Below are 14,226 nucleotides of genomic sequence, written 5' to 3' on the forward strand. Positions count from 1 at the left end.
ATGTCAGCAGACATTCGTCTTATTGTGGGCCTGGGAAATCCAGGCCCCGAATATACAGCAACCCGGCACAATGCCGGGTTCTGGTTTGTTGAGGCCCTCGCTCAACAATTAAACGTGCAACTCACTCCCGAAGCCAAGTATTTTGGCCAAACGGCTCGCCTGACGCCTCCTTTTTCGGATACCCGTTTATTACTGCCCATGACATTTATGAATCGCAGTGGTCAATCGGTAGGCGCTATGGCTAATTTCTTCAAAATTGAGCCTGAGCAGATTTTAGTAGTGCACGACGAATTAGATTTACCCCCCGGCATTGCCAAATTTAAACAAGGCGGCGGTCACGGTGGGCACAATGGCTTAAAAGATATAACCAGCGCCCTTGGCAATAACTTGAATTTCCACCGGTTGCGCATTGGTATTGGCCATCCTGGGCATAGTTCGCAAGTTACTGGCTATGTATTGGGCAAAGCGCCAAGCCAAGATCAGAATTTAATAGATGATGCGGTTAACGCATCATTGCGTGCCGTTGAGATCGCCATGAAAGAAGGCTGGACGGCAGCAAAGCAATACTTACATTCGATTAAACCCGAACTCTAGAACCAGATAACGTGGATACCAATCATGGGATTTAAATGCGGCATCGTTGGCCTGCCCAACGTCGGTAAATCAACTCTGTTCAACGCCCTTACCAAAGCAGGCATTGATGCAGCTAACTTTCCGTTCTGTACCATTGAGCCGAATACCGGCGTGGTGGCTGTTCCGGATACGCGCCTCGATGAACTAGCGAGCATCGTCAATCCGCAAAAAGTGATTCCTACCACCATGGAGTTCGTCGATATCGCCGGCTTGGTAAAAGGTGCATCGAAAGGCGAAGGTTTGGGCAATCAGTTTTTGGCCAATATTCGTGAAACCGATGCCATCGGCCACGTGGTGCGCTGCTTTGAAGACGAGAACATCGTGCATGTGGCTGGCCGCGTAAATCCGCTGGAAGATATTGATACCATCAATACTGAGTTGGCATTGGCGGATCTCGACAGTGTGGAAAAAGCCATTCATCGCCTGGGCAAAAAAGCCAAAGGTGGCGAAAAGCAAGCGAAAGAAGAGTTGGTCGTGCTTGAAAAGCTCCTTCCTGCCCTCTCAGAAGGCCACATGGCCCGTAGCGTCGATTTAAGCGACGATGACCGCAAGGTGATTCGTTCGTTCAACCTGCTTACGCTCAAGCCCACCATGTACATCTGTAACGTGAGTGAAGATGGCTTTGAAAATAACCCGCACTTACAAGCAGTGATCGATTTAGCGAAAAATGAAAATGCTATCGTGGTACCCGTGTGCGCCGCCATTGAATCTGAAATCGGCGAGCTGGAAGACGAAGACAAAGCAGAGTTTTTAGAAACGATGGGCTTAGAAGAGCCGGGCTTGAACCGTGTTATTCGTGCCGGTTACGAGCTCTTGAACCTACACACCTACTTTACCGCGGGTGTGAAAGAAGTACGGGCATGGACAGTGAAGAAGAATTCAACGGCGCCGCAAGCGGCCGGCCGTATTCACACCGACTTCGAAAAAGGCTTTATTCGTGCTGAGGTAATCGGCTACAACGATTATGTCACGAATAAAGGCGAACAAGGCGCCAAAGATGCCGGTAAATGGCGCTTAGAAGGCAAAGAGTACATCGTAAAAGACGGCGATGTTATTCACTTCCGCTTTAACGTGTAAGACTTTTTCAGTTTTACAGCGATTATCATGAAAAAAGGCGCGAGTACCCTACTCGCGCCTTTTTGTATGTGCGTTCTGGTGAGTTTCAGAAAGCTAACGGCCGACTATATCGCCGTGCATCGGTGCTAACAACGCTAATAAGCGATTTTGCGCACCCACCGATATATCCCGATCATCCATTGCTTTTTGCAGCGCTTCTACGAGGGCATTAAAATCTGTATTGGTCAGCTCCATGCCCGTATGCGAAGTCACCATATCGTCGCCGGTATACACACAGGGTCCACCAGCCAACTCACAAATCTGCTCGCTGAGCTTTTCATGTAAACGCAAAATATCGATGTCGACAAAATGATGGCTAATACGTCTGTCTTCGGCCACATAGAGTAAGAGATCCTCCATTAAGATCTCAATGCCCGCACGTTCACCGAGTTCCTGATATAACGAATTGGCCTGCGCACTAGGGCTCGCCAAAGTTAGCATGGTGCCCATGGCAGCTACTGCAAGTAAGTAAACCGTATGTTTGAATATTGAATTCATTGTGCCCCCTTAGAACGACGCTTGTAAACTGAGGTAATAACCGGTTTGATTCCGCGCGCCAGCAATCTCGCCTAAATCGACGTATGCCCCAACCAGCGCCACATGTTTTGATGGGAACCACGCTACAAACGCCGACATCCAATCTTGTTCACGGGCGAAGCTCAAATTATCGGGCTTCTGACGATATTCTACGCCCACGGCGAGCGAGCGATGTAAAAACATGCCTAAAGCGGCTTCAAATTGCAGCTCATGGCTATCGTTTAAATCACCGCCAAAGCCTAACAAACCGGTTTGGTTTGCACGCGTGCTTCGTACCGTTGCATTGGCGAGCCAAGTGCGATCAAAAGGTCCGGCGAGCCAGGCACGGCTTACCGCCACATAGGCTTCCCAATCGCTATCTCGTCCCGAGCCCACCGCTTCTGGAATATCGTAACGGGTATTGCGTTTATACATTGCGCCCACACTAACTTGGGGAATATCACCATAAATCAGATCCCCGGCCACTTTGTATTTAGCGCCGAGCACTTGTTGGCGTAGTTCAGCGCCTAGGTTTTCCAGCGTAAACATCTGTTGCGTAATACTCAGTTCAAACCGATTGCCATACGAAAACGACGCAGCTGTAACATCTAAGCGGTAGTCGTCAACTTGAGCACGACTTAAAGCGACGGTGCCACCCACTTGATCGTCTTCGGTGTAGCCGCTAATGACCGCCCAAGGCACTAATCCTCCACCAGCAGCACCTTCAATCGTGGTTGCCCCTCCGGTCGCCAATAAGCGGCCTCCGGCAGCATGTGCTGGAACTATGGACGCCGCCGTTAGTAAAAGTGTTATGGTGCCGATGCCAAACCAGCTTTTTCTGCTGTTTTGTGTTGTTTTAACCATCCCTTTCCCCTTCTTTAATGCCTGTTAATCACTTTGCGCGCTCAGTTGCGCTTGGTGTTGTTCATACCACTGCATAAAGTCGTTTGCCGGTTGTGGCTTGCTGTAAAAGTAACCTTGCAGTTCATCGCAGCCCCAAGTTCCTAATAGCTTTGCTGCCCGCTCTGTTTCTACACCTTCGGCCACTACATGTAACCCTAACTGGTGCGCCATTTGAATACTGGAACGCACAATAGTTTGATCCGCTTTGTTATGCTCTAGCTTCATCACAAAACTGCGGTCGATTTTCAGCTCCGTGGCCTGCAAATCACGCAGCTGTACTAACGAGCTGTAGCCGGTGCCGTAATCATCAATGGAGACGCCAAAGCCATCATCACGCAACGACTTCAAACGCTTCGACGTCAGTTCAGGATTCTCCACAACGGCCCCTTCGGTCACTTCCAACACAAAGAATTTCGGATCCAAATTGTGCTGCTGTAGCTGTTTTTGCAGGGTATTGAGCACGTTTTCATTCAGCAAATCGTTTGCGGAGAAGTTCACAGATAGCTTTAGCGGATATCCCTGACCATGCCATTCGGCTACTTGTTGAATGGCTTGGGTGCAAACCCAGGCTGTGATTTCATGAATAAGCCCCGATTGTTCTGCCACTGGAATAAATTCATCGGGGCCAATCCAACCCAGTTCTTCGCTTTGCCAGCGCAACAGCACCTCAACACCGGTACATTCGCCCGATTGCACCGCAATTTTGGGTTGATACACCAAATGAAACTCATCGCGCACCAAGGCATTGGGCAACGCCGATGATATGGCCAAGGTACGAATATAAGCCAAATCAAGGCCATCTTTGTAAGCGCTCACTCCGAGTTTTTTGCGCCGGCCATGAGCCAGTGCAAACTGGGCATAACGCACCAACACATCAAATTCTTTGCCGTGCTCTGGTGCGCCTACTAACCCCGCACTCAAGTTCACGGCGTATTGCACTTTACCCACCTGAATCGGTTGGTTAAGTTGATTTAACAATGCCGATAGTTGTTTCAGCGCGCGTTCACTCGATGCCTCGGGAAGCAACAAGACAAACTCATCCCCTTGCAGGCGCGCTACAAATATACTGGAGGCACACACCTGACGTAATCGCTCCGCCATGGCTTTGAGTAAATCATCACAGACCGTGGGCCCATACATGCTATTGAGCTGACGAAAGTTGCGCCAATTAAGAATCACCAACTGAAAGCTACTGGCGTTGGCGAGTCGCGCCACCACTTCATTATGCAGTTGCCGCGAGTTGGGTAATCCGGTGAGATCATCATGTAATAGTTGATAGGATATACGCTGTTCCCTATCAGCAATGGCGGTTTGCATATGCGAAAAGCCCTGAGCCAACTGACCAATCTCATCGCGCCGATTCAGGGCGATCTTTTGCTGATAGTCACCGCGGCCAATACCCTTTACTACTTCAACTAGAGCGCGCACGGGCTGCACGACTTGCCGCCCTAAAAATAAAGCGATTAAAATAGCTAACACCATGGTGAGAAATGCAATAAGCCACAGTTGCGTGCGTAGCGTGTTAAACGGCGCCTGCGCACTTTCTAACGACGCGGCGAGCAACACTCTTAGATTACTTTGCTCTGTTTGCGGCCCAGTCGCAAAGGTAGCCATAGGCAACCAGCGCAAGTATAGATTTGACGCCTTCGCCCAATCGGTTAAATAAGACTCGTAGGTTATCAACTCCTGGCGCAGCCCTGCTTGTAGATCCGTTGATTTTGAGGAAATTATCAACGGCTCATCGCTGTCTTGATGATAAATAAAGCTCACATAGCTGTTTGTTAGCGCTTCGAGCTGTTGCGCAAGGGCGCTATCTACTGGAAATCCGAATAATACCCAAGCCACCACTTGAGGCGCACGCACCGGAACCACAACCGCTTGATACAAATTCCCTTCCGCACGCAGCAGGCCCGATTCTTGACGACGTAAATCGAGGCTTCGCGCCCATTCGTATTCCTCAATATCATGGCTTGAAACGATAATATCGCCGTTGGCTGAAAACAGTGTCATCAACTGAGCATCGATGCGCTGGCCATGATTTAACAAGGCTGAAATAATGGTGTCTTCATCGGCGCTAGCCACAGCTTGTCGAAAGCCGAAATCGTCTGCAAGAATGGCGGCGCCTTGGCGCAACTGCTCCTCACGCACTTCCAGCAGTTCTTTAAATACCCGCTCACTCACATCAAGCTCGCGTTCTGAATTTTGCTGCACGCTTACCTGTGTCGACCACATGATCGCGAGCGTGATGGTGAGTAGTGCCAGTCCGGTAAAACCGGTAAGCAACAGAATGAGTCGACTTTGAAAACTAATGTTCACGCTGTAGTCTCCGTCGGAAGCGCTGCTCTAACTCACTTTCCTTTGCTGGCGCGGGCTCACTTACCGGTATTTTTATGTACGCCGCCTCCTGCACATAATCGGCTAATGCGAGAGGCCCAAATCCTTGCGCGCCAAACCACGGATGCCAAATATACCAATCTTCTAACTGTGTTTTTTCGTGCTCAGTTAAATTCGCTATGCCCTCGGCATCGGTTTCATACATCACTGGGTTATTGCTCACGATAATATGCCCAATCATATCATCGTGAATGTTGCAGCCTACGGTGACTAATCCAAGTTCAGGAAAATCCACCGAAGGTGCCGTACCTGTCGCATACAGTTGGAATTCAAACGAACGCGCCTCAGAAAAGGAATACACATGGTGACGCATATTATCGTTATTGGGAAAACTCACGATGTCTCCCGGCTGGATCAATAATAGCTGGGGAAAAAACTGACGATTGACCTGCTCCATCATATGCGCGGTAGAAGTTTGTTGTTGCTGAGCATTCGTCTCGTTCTGCTCGTTTTCTTTGGCTTCCGATCCTTCATGGTGCACTAACTGAAAAATAAACGCCCCGACAAGCGGATTGTTCTCAGCGTCAATGATGTGTATCGGTGCTCCATACGCAGGAAAACCAATCAGGAACAGAATAGGTAAAGTCCACGCGCGCAAGCGTGCTAAAAAGTGGTTCTGATTTCGGTGTGGTTGCGGCAAGTGCAACTCCTTGTCACGTTCATTATATCCGCATCATGGGAGCCTTCCCTCACCCGACCGCTTTCTGAGGTTCCGAGGAATTGCTATAGTCATGTATACGGATACACTTTCAATTTCGATTACTTAATTGCTTACATTGGCAGAAGGACAGAGGTTATGTCGAATAATTTTCGCAAAGAACAGGATAGCATGGGATCAGTTGAAGTACCGGAAGATGCACTTTACGGAGCGCAAACCCAACGCGCCGTGAATAATTTTCAAATGAGCGAGCTTACCCTGCCCTTTGCATTTATTCGGGCAGTTGCCCTGATCAAATACTGCGCTGCGGAAACCAACGAACGTCTGGAACTGCTCGATAAGGCCCGCGCCGATGCCATCATGCAGGCGGCGCTTGAAGTGTTTGAAGGGCGCTGGCATAACCAATTCCCCGTCGATGTTTTTCAAACCGGCTCGGGCACGAGCACCAATATGAACGTCAACGAAGTGTTGGCAACGCTTGCTTCCCGCTACAGTGGCAAAGACGTGCATCCCAATGATCATGTCAATCTCGGCCAAAGCAGCAACGATGTTATTCCTACCGCCATTCAGATAAGTGCTGCTCGACGCCTGCACCGCAAACTATTTCCAGCCTTGCGCCACCTTGAAGAAACCATTGAGAACAAAGCGTCTGAGGTGGAAACGGTTGTTAAAACCGGCCGCACTCATTTAATGGACGCCATGCCACTGACATTAGCGCAAGAATTACGCACCTGGGCGCAACAAATCGCCGCAGCCCGCGAGCGCCTTGCCACATTGATGCCACAGTTGATGGACTTGCCTCAAGGGGGAACCGCCATTGGCACGGGCATTAATGCAGATCCTAAATTTGCAGAAACATTCTGTGACTCCCTGACCAAATTCACGGAGATGTCGTTTACCGCAGCACCGAATAAATTTGTGGGAATTGCGAGCCAAGATGTGGCCGTGGGTGTATCCGGTTGCCTGACATCGTTAGCGACCGCGCAAATGAAGATTGCCAATGATTTACGTTGGATGAATAGCGGCCCCCTCGCGGGCTTAGGAGAAATTGCTCTGCCTGCGCTGCAACCGGGGTCTAGCATTATGCCGGGCAAGGTAAATCCGGTCATCCCTGAAGCGGTCGCCATGGCCTGCGCGCAAGTACTCGGTAATCATACGTCCCTTACCGTTGCCGGCCAAAGTGGTAATTTCCAGCTCAATGTGATGTTGCCATTGATCGCATATAACCTATTACAGAGTATTGAGTTGATGACATCGTCGGCAATAGCGTTAGCAGATCAGGCCATCGCAGGCTTTACGGTGAACAACGACAAACTGTCAGAAGCCTTGTCGAAAAACCCGATTTTGGTCACTGCTCTCAATCCTGTAATCGGCTATAGCAAAGCCGCAGAAATTGCCAAAAAAGCATATCAAGAGAAACGGCCCATCATCGACGTTGCCCGAGAGATGACCGACCTCTCCGAAGACGAGCTTGAACAGCGCCTTAATCCGAAGAAGCTCACGGGCGATTCGTAGCCAACGCACCGCGTTGGCCACAGAACCCGATAGCAACCAACAAAGGAGTCACCTATGGAACAATCAAAGGTTTTAATCACCGGTGCCAACCGCGGTATCGGCTTAGCCCTTGCCACCCAGTACGCAAACGCAGGTGCCCAAGTGTTCGCCGTCTGCAGAAGCCGCTCCGAAGGCCTTGATCACGACAACATCACCGTGGTCGATGGTGTCGATGTAACCTCTGCAGATGCAGTGACCAAAATCAGTGAAGTGCTTTACGGTCAACACCTTGATATTTTAATCAACAACGCCGGAATCCTCAGCCGCGAGACCCTCCACGACGCGCCCGAGGAGAGCATTTTAAAACAGTTCGCGGTAAACTCATTGGCCCCGTTGCGCCTTACCATTGGCCTACTTCCCAACCTCAAAGAAGGCAGTAAAGTGGCACTTATTACCAGCCGATTGGGATCGATGACAGACAACGGCAGTGGTGGTTATTATGGTTATCGTATGTCAAAAGCAGCACTCAACGCTGCTGGCGTATCACTTGCCAAAGATTTAGAAACCCAAGGCATCTCAGTCGCTCTGCTGCACCCGGGCTACGTACAAACAGACATGGTAAACAATAGCGGTGATATCAGCGCAGATACCGCTGCCGAACGACTGCGCCAGCGCATTGAAGAACTCAATCAGAGCAACTCAGGCACCTTCTGGCACAGCAACGGCGAAGTTTTACCCTGGTAGTAAACAGAGCTAACGTGTTTTTGCCTCAGCGATCGAACCCAAAAACCCAATGCAGTTGATGTAAATTTAACCAACGCAGTGTTTTTTTGTACAATCGATCTCTTAAAGCTGCTTTTTTTCGTGAAAGGTGTTGACGGAGTCAGTCAGGATTCGCATAATACGCGCCGCTGACACGCACACAAGTATATCGGCAAACGGCTACGTAGCTCAGTTGGTTAGAGCACATCACTCATAATGATGGGGTCGCAGGTTCGAATCCCGCCGTAGCCACCATCGATATACTCAAAGCTTTTGATGCTTAAATGCGGGAGTGGTGGAATTGGTAGACACGCTGGATTTAGGTTCCAGTGCCGCGAGGCGTGAGAGTTCGAGTCTCTCCTTCCGCACCATCGCATCAAAGAAGTGCACTATAGTTGGGGTATAGCCAAGTGGTAAGGCAGCGGGTTTTGATCCCGCCATTCCCAGGTTCGAATCCTGGTACCCCAGCCATTTTCTTGTTGATACGTTCAGCGCCTAGGTTCAACCTAAGTAGCAAACCGTCATCGGCAAACTTCAGCGGCAAATAAAAAGTACTCTGCTGGGGTATAGCCAAGTGGTAAGGCAGCGGGTTTTGATCCCGCCATTCCCAGGTTCGAATCCTGGTACCCCAGCCATTTTTTATTCAGTCATTTCGTATTCACCGAGTTGCGGTGGTGGCGGAATTGGTAGACGCGCTAGCTTCAGGTGCTAGTGTCCGAAAGGACGTGGGGGTTCGAGTCCCCCCCTCCGCACCAACTCGTGAATCGAAATCACGCAGTATCTATCGTTTCCCCTAGCTTTCAAGCATTCCCCAATAGCATCACATATAACCAACGCAATGCGTTGGTCAGGGTCATTCCGTGCATGGAAAAATCTAGCCAACGCAATGCGTTGGTCAGCGTGAATTGCTGCCCGAGAACTCTGGGCCAACGCAATGCGTTGGCTACCGCGAGAGTAACCTGCCCCCTGCTATGCGTCCGATTAAGTCGCGCAGTGACGGCTGCCGAGACAACCCATGAAATAAACTGCGCCGGCACAATTGCACCAGTGGGTGGCGTGACCGAAACCCTTTGGCGATCGCATCCAAGCCATAACCCATTAGTAAATTCTCCCGACGCCGATGTTTTAGCGCCCGCGCAACCGCCGTAACCGCCTCACTCTCTGAGCAATGTTTTAAGGCTGAGGCAATGCCCTGCACATCACGAAAACCAAGATTTACACCCTGGCCCGCGAGCGGGTGCACCGCATGAGCGGCATCACCAATCACACCCCCACAAAGTGACTCTGACCAAGGTGTCAGTACTTGTTGGTGGCGCAATGGAAAGCTGCCGGAACTCTGGATCGTAAAATCACCGATATGGGGCACAAAACGGGTGTGTAGCCACGCATCAAGCTCTTGTTTACTATCGCTCAAGGCCAAAATCTCATCGTGATTCGCATAAACAATCAAGCATGCATGATGGGACGTTAAAGGCAGTAACGCGTGAACTTCCTGATCCGAAAATACCTGCCAAGTACGTGTGGGTAAAACCGAGCTTGTTTCCACATTAACCAGCAGGCAACGCTCACGATAGCTAGCACCCGCCGTACCAAGACCCAATGCGTCCCGTACCGACGATTGCGCGCCGTCGGCACCGAGTAAACCAGAATATTCAATCGCTTCATCAGCGCTGGTATGCACCGTACGCTTACCCGACTCCGTTCGAGCAAGATGGGAAAAACCATCGGTTTTAAAATGAACCAACGGATGTTTCTTACAATGACTCTGTAACACCCGCTGTAGAAGTTTGTTCTCAACCATATAGCCAAGCGGCGCGCCGCCACGACCTGCAAATTCAACCCAGGGGCCGTCAAGCTCGCGTACGGCTAATTCATCAAATCGTTGCGCACGCTGAGCGATGACATCTTCCCACACCCCCAGCGTATTCAATTGCGCGATATTGTCAGCGGTAATGGCAGAAATACGTAAATCATGGGGGCTTTGAGGATCAAATTCAGACTCGGGTTTCGGCTCTAGCAGCACCACTCGATAGCCCTGTTCAGCTATAGTTAGGGCGGCCGCTGCGCCCACCATGCCGCCACCGACAATCACCCAAGGTTTCATTCTTTCTGCCACGTGTCGCATCCCAAGTTACGCCTGATGCTGCCTATTATGCACCATTCAAAAGGTCGCTGCATTTATCCTAGATCATGATAGAATCACGCCATCACTCTCCGGCACCTTGGAGTTGGCTCTGAACCCGTTGATCGCCGCCTCACTTTTTCTGCTTTTCGCCGAGCTCTGCTTTGCGGCTACCAGTGCCATGGTAAAGTACTTAGCGGCTGATATTCCTTCCACCCACTTGGTATTTTTTCGCAATTTCTTTGCCTTCGTAGTGTTGCTTCCTTGGCTGTACAAGCGCCGAGCAACGGCATTTCGTACCACGCAATTGAAACTACATTTACTACGCACGGTAACCGGTATCGCCGGCATGTACCTGTTTTTCTATGTGATTACTCAAGTAGCGCTGGCAAAAGCCACATTGGTGCTGCTAATGGCCCCATTTATTATTCCAATTATTAGCTGGTTCTGGTTCAAAGAGCGGGTCGGCCCCATCTTATGGGCGGCTATTGGGCTAGGTTTTCTTGGCGTTTTAGTATTTCTAAATCCATTTGCCGGGGGCTTTCCGGCGGTGATGGCCTTGGCTTTTCTCGCGGCAGGATTAGCTGCATGGGCGAAAACAGTTATTCGTAAACTCTCGGCGACCGAGTCGCCCAGCAAAATTGTTTTCTATTTCTCATTTTTCTCCACCGTACTCACCGCCATTCCGGTACTGGTGACTTGGCAGTGGCTATCGTGGCAACTGTGGCTAGGCGTTATGCTCATGGGTGTTTTCGCGGTACTCGGACAACTCACCATGACGCGTGCCTTTAGCATGGCCTCACCGTCGCAAATTGGCGTATTTACCTACAGCTCGGTTCTGTTTGCCGCTCTCATTGGATATCTCATTTGGGGAGAAGCCTTTACCGTGCACATGTTTGTGGGATCAGCCATTATTATTGCTGCCGGTTATATGGCTATACGTCAAAACCGTAGCCCTGCGATTAAAATTCCGCCCTCGGGAACCACCAACCCGTAATTTTGCAATCTATGCTAGGCTCTGTTTAACTGATAGCCATGGTTTTAGCGCACATCAATTGAAGTAAGTGGGAGTTCTAGTGGCCGCATTTCGTGGAATAGTGATCTTAATTTTAGCGATGTTTGTCAGCGGATACGCATGGGCCTCTGTGCCCGTGCTCGAGCAATATCCACAGTGCGAGTATTCGGTTCTCTCGGAAGTGAGTGAGACCGAACAAGTCACTTGGCGTAGCCGCACCCGTACCGGGTATGTGGAAGAGCCCGAACGCAGTGATTTCCAACCGGTATTCGACCAAGCGCTTGCCAAGGTTCAGCAAGAAGCCAGAGCCGCGAACGCCGCAGGGATTATTTTAACCCGCGTCGATCGCACGCTTCACGAAGTAAGCGGAACGCAATCGGTGCGTATGCGCGTCACCATTGAAGCCCAACTTGTGAGCGCTTGCCAAGGCCCCAGTGACGCAGAGATTGGCGGACAAGCCACGCCATTTAACCGTGTCGGTGAGCGCCAGCAACGCAGCAGAACTCAAACCATTAGCCACGAAAGTTCCGAAGTTGATTTAAGTGCACTACAAGCGCAATTATCCGCTGAACGCGCCAGCGCGGAATCGGCTTCAGAGCAAGAAGCCCATGACCGGCTGTTAGCCCATAGTGAGCGGGTCGATTTAGATGATGTGGTGGCGGCTCTGCGCGCACTCGAGCTCTCACCAGAACAGGCCCACGCTGAAGCGGGAGTTACGGCTTTACAAAACTTACCGCTTTTACATCTGTCGCAACCGCAAGATTTTGAACAGTCTTATGCGGTCTCGTTATGGCTGAGCTTCACACTCAGTGGCGACAACCTCACGCGCCTTTATCTGTTCCCGCAACATCCCGAGGCAACACCAGAAGAGCGCACGGCACTGTTACAAGCGTTGAATATACCAACCACTGCCGATGGTATTGACGCCCAATTCCGCAATATCACCTGGGGTGTCGATAATTTTACCTTCTTTGCCGACCATTTTACCCTTGAAGGCCAGCTCGACTCGGCCGCGCCTAACGAGCCTGTCACCCAAATCAGCATTCAATTTCACCCTGTTCGCTAAGACCATCTCGAACACTTTGCGCGCAAAGGTAGCAAGGGGGCGGTGAACAAGGTAAAATAACCGCCCTTAAAGCTACGCAGTAACTGAAGACGCAGAGTATGAGTAAAAAGGTCTATATCAAAACCTGGGGCTGCCAGATGAACGAGTACGACTCGGGCAAAATGGCAGATCTGTTGCACGCTCACCTAGGCTACGAGCCAGCAGCAGAAGCAGAAGAAGCGGATCTTATCTTGCTGAACACTTGTTCTATACGCGAAAAAGCGCAAGAGAAGGTGTTTCATCAGCTAGGCCGTTGGAAACAGCTAAAAAATACCAAGCCCGATTTAATTATCGGCGTGGGCGGCTGTGTTGCCTCTCAGGAAGGCGCCGCCATTCGTGAGCGCGCTCCTTTTGTCGATTTGGTCTTTGGCCCGCAAACCTTACATCGCCTTCCTGCCATGCTCAAAGAGCTCGGCGAAGGGAAAACGTCGGTGATCGACATTTCGTTCCCAGAAATTGAGAAATTTGACCGTTTGCCCGATCCAAAAGCAGACGGCCCTACTGCCTTTGTGTCGATTATGGAAGGCTGTAGCAAATACTGTACTTTCTGTGTGGTCCCCTATACTCGTGGTGAGGAAGTTAGCCGTCCTCTCGACGATGTATTGTTTGAAATTGCGCAGCTCGCCGACCAAGGCGTGCGCGAAGTGAACTTGCTCGGCCAAAACGTAAACGCATACCGTGGTGATCGTCACGATGGCAGCGTATGTACCTTTGCTGAATTACTGCACTACATCGCCGCCATTGATGGTATCGATCGAATTCGTTACACCACCTCACATCCGGTGGAGTTTACCGACGATATTATCGCCGCCTACGAAACCATTCCGGAACTGGTGAGCCACCTGCATTTGCCAGTACAAAGCGGCTCTGACCGCATTTTGGCCTTGATGAAGCGTGGCCATACGGCGCTCGAGTACAAATCGCAAATTCGAAAATTACGCAAAGTGCGTCCGAATATCGCCATGTCGTCGGACTTTATCATTGGTTTTCCTGGCGAAACTGCGACAGATTTTGAACAGACGATGGACCTTATTCAGGCTATCGATTTCGATTTAAGCTTCAGTTTTATTTACAGTGCACGCCCTGGTACACCGGCTGCGGATTTACCCGACGATGTGCCAGAATCGGTGAAGAAAGAACGCCTGCATTTGCTCCAGCAGCGTATTAATCAACAAGCTCAGCGCCATGCACGACAAATGCTCGACACCGAGCAGCGTATTTTGGTGATTGGTCCGTCACGCAAGAACCCTATGGAATTGAGTGGCCGTACCGAAAATAATCGCGTGGTAAATTTTGAAGGACGCCCCGATATGATTGGTAAATTCGTGGATGTAAAAATCACCGAAGCCTTACCAAACTCTTTGCGCGGCGTGGTGCTGCGTGAAGAGCACGAGCTTGGTTTACGTGTTGATACCGCACCGCAAGCGATTCTTGCCCGTAATCCAGAACCTACGCCCGATACCTTAGGCGTCATTCGAATTAATCCGTCGGTGTAATAGCCGACTATG

Annotated in this window: 12 protein-coding genes and 5 tRNA genes; 12 read left to right on the forward strand and 5 right to left on the reverse strand. The window is 50.4% G+C overall.

Annotation, left to right across the window (positions count from 1 at the left end; all coding sequences use genetic code 11):
- Positions 1–594 carry an aminoacyl-tRNA hydrolase gene (gene pth, locus HXZ99_RS04155; RefSeq protein WP_194755990.1) on the forward strand — a complete coding sequence of 198 codons (594 nt, stop codon included), beginning with the start codon at positions 1–3 and terminating at the stop codon, positions 592–594.
- A gap of 24 nt (positions 595–618) precedes the next feature.
- Positions 619–1,710, forward strand: coding sequence for a redox-regulated ATPase YchF (gene ychF, locus HXZ99_RS04160; RefSeq protein ID WP_194755991.1), 1,092 nt, complete (start codon positions 619–621; stop codon positions 1,708–1,710).
- A 93-nt stretch (positions 1,711–1,803) separates the two neighbouring features.
- On the opposite strand, the gene HXZ99_RS04165 is transcribed toward ychF, so the two are convergent.
- Genes HXZ99_RS04165 through HXZ99_RS04180 form a run of 4 tightly spaced genes read right to left on the reverse strand, consistent with a single transcriptional unit; the run spans position 1,804 to position 6,202 of the window.
- Positions 1,804–2,247, reverse strand: coding sequence for a group I truncated hemoglobin (locus HXZ99_RS04165; RefSeq protein WP_228517540.1), 444 nt, complete (start codon positions 2,245–2,247; stop codon positions 1,804–1,806).
- Between the two features lie 9 nt (positions 2,248–2,256).
- Positions 2,257–3,129, reverse strand: coding sequence for a DUF3034 family protein (locus HXZ99_RS04170; RefSeq protein ID WP_194755992.1), 873 nt, complete (start codon positions 3,127–3,129; stop codon positions 2,257–2,259).
- A 24-nt stretch (positions 3,130–3,153) separates the two neighbouring features.
- Complete coding sequence (locus HXZ99_RS04175; RefSeq protein WP_194755993.1) at positions 3,154–5,484, reverse strand: putative bifunctional diguanylate cyclase/phosphodiesterase; 2,331 nt, start codon at positions 5,482–5,484, stop codon at positions 3,154–3,156.
- Positions 5,474–6,202 carry a cupredoxin domain-containing protein gene (locus HXZ99_RS04180; protein WP_194755994.1) on the reverse strand — a complete coding sequence of 243 codons (729 nt, stop codon included), beginning with the start codon at positions 6,200–6,202 and terminating at the stop codon, positions 5,474–5,476. Before HXZ99_RS04180 ends, HXZ99_RS04175 begins: the two co-directional genes overlap by 11 nt.
- Before the next feature lie 156 nt (positions 6,203–6,358).
- Between HXZ99_RS04180 and HXZ99_RS04185 the strand changes: the two genes are divergently transcribed.
- The 7 genes from HXZ99_RS04185 to HXZ99_RS04215 all read left to right on the forward strand — a co-directional run bounded on the left by HXZ99_RS04185 (position 6,359) and on the right by HXZ99_RS04215 (position 9,231).
- A complete protein-coding gene (locus HXZ99_RS04185; protein WP_194755995.1) occupies positions 6,359–7,735 on the forward strand; it encodes a class II fumarate hydratase in 1,377 nt (458 codons plus the stop codon).
- A 54-nt stretch (positions 7,736–7,789) separates the two neighbouring features.
- Positions 7,790–8,458 (forward strand): SDR family oxidoreductase, encoded by a 669-nt coding sequence (locus HXZ99_RS04190; RefSeq protein ID WP_194755996.1) that lies wholly within the window; start codon positions 7,790–7,792, stop codon positions 8,456–8,458.
- Positions 8,459–8,654: 196 nt separating this feature from the next.
- Positions 8,655–8,731 (forward strand) — tRNA-Met (locus HXZ99_RS04195).
- Between the two features lie 31 nt (positions 8,732–8,762).
- A tRNA-Leu gene (locus tag HXZ99_RS04200) sits at positions 8,763–8,847 on the forward strand.
- 25 nt (positions 8,848–8,872) lie between these two features.
- Positions 8,873–8,947: transfer RNA gene (locus HXZ99_RS04205), tRNA-Gln, on the forward strand.
- Between the two features lie 89 nt (positions 8,948–9,036).
- A tRNA-Gln gene (locus tag HXZ99_RS04210) sits at positions 9,037–9,111 on the forward strand.
- A 33-nt stretch (positions 9,112–9,144) separates the two neighbouring features.
- Positions 9,145–9,231: transfer RNA gene (locus HXZ99_RS04215), tRNA-Leu, on the forward strand.
- A gap of 188 nt (positions 9,232–9,419) precedes the next feature.
- Here the strand turns inward: HXZ99_RS04215 and HXZ99_RS04220 are convergent.
- Positions 9,420–10,592 carry an FAD-dependent oxidoreductase gene (locus HXZ99_RS04220; RefSeq protein WP_194755997.1) on the reverse strand — a complete coding sequence of 391 codons (1,173 nt, stop codon included), beginning with the start codon at positions 10,590–10,592 and terminating at the stop codon, positions 9,420–9,422.
- Positions 10,593–10,719: 127 nt separating this feature from the next.
- On the opposite strand from HXZ99_RS04220, the gene HXZ99_RS04225 reads away from it, so the two are divergent.
- From HXZ99_RS04225 to miaB, 3 genes are all read left to right on the forward strand, one after another.
- A complete protein-coding gene (locus HXZ99_RS04225) occupies positions 10,720–11,595 on the forward strand; it encodes a DMT family transporter (RefSeq protein WP_228517643.1) in 876 nt (291 codons plus the stop codon).
- A 79-nt stretch (positions 11,596–11,674) separates the two neighbouring features.
- Positions 11,675–12,679, forward strand: a complete 1,005-nt coding sequence (locus HXZ99_RS04230; protein WP_194755998.1) for a hypothetical protein — start codon at positions 11,675–11,677, stop codon at positions 12,677–12,679.
- A 98-nt stretch (positions 12,680–12,777) separates the two neighbouring features.
- Positions 12,778–14,214, forward strand: a complete 1,437-nt coding sequence (gene miaB / locus HXZ99_RS04235; protein ID WP_194755999.1) for a tRNA (N6-isopentenyl adenosine(37)-C2)-methylthiotransferase MiaB — start codon at positions 12,778–12,780, stop codon at positions 14,212–14,214.
- Positions 14,215–14,226 lie beyond the last annotated feature (12 nt).

The sequence above is a fragment of the Aliidiomarina indica genome (assembly GCF_015354615.1).
GTDB lineage: Bacteria > Pseudomonadota > Gammaproteobacteria > Enterobacterales > Alteromonadaceae > Aliidiomarina > Aliidiomarina indica.

What these genes read in the sequence shown, in the direction of transcription:
- pth (WP_194755990.1), top strand. Translation starts at nt 1, where the DNA reads ATGTCAGCAGACATTCGTCTTATTGTGGGCCTGGGAAATCCAGGCCCC.
- ychF (WP_194755991.1), top strand. Translation starts at nt 619, where the DNA reads ATGGGATTTAAATGCGGCATCGTTGGCCTGCCCAACGTCGGTAAATCA.
- HXZ99_RS04165 (WP_228517540.1), bottom strand. Translation starts at nt 2,247, where the DNA reads ATGAATTCAATATTCAAACATACGGTTTACTTACTTGCAGTAGCTGCC.
- HXZ99_RS04170 (WP_194755992.1), bottom strand. Translation starts at nt 3,129, where the DNA reads ATGGTTAAAACAACACAAAACAGCAGAAAAAGCTGGTTTGGCATCGGC.
- HXZ99_RS04185 (WP_194755995.1), top strand. Translation starts at nt 6,359, where the DNA reads ATGTCGAATAATTTTCGCAAAGAACAGGATAGCATGGGATCAGTTGAA.
- HXZ99_RS04190 (WP_194755996.1), top strand. Translation starts at nt 7,790, where the DNA reads ATGGAACAATCAAAGGTTTTAATCACCGGTGCCAACCGCGGTATCGGC.
- miaB (WP_194755999.1), top strand. Translation starts at nt 12,778, where the DNA reads ATGAGTAAAAAGGTCTATATCAAAACCTGGGGCTGCCAGATGAACGAG.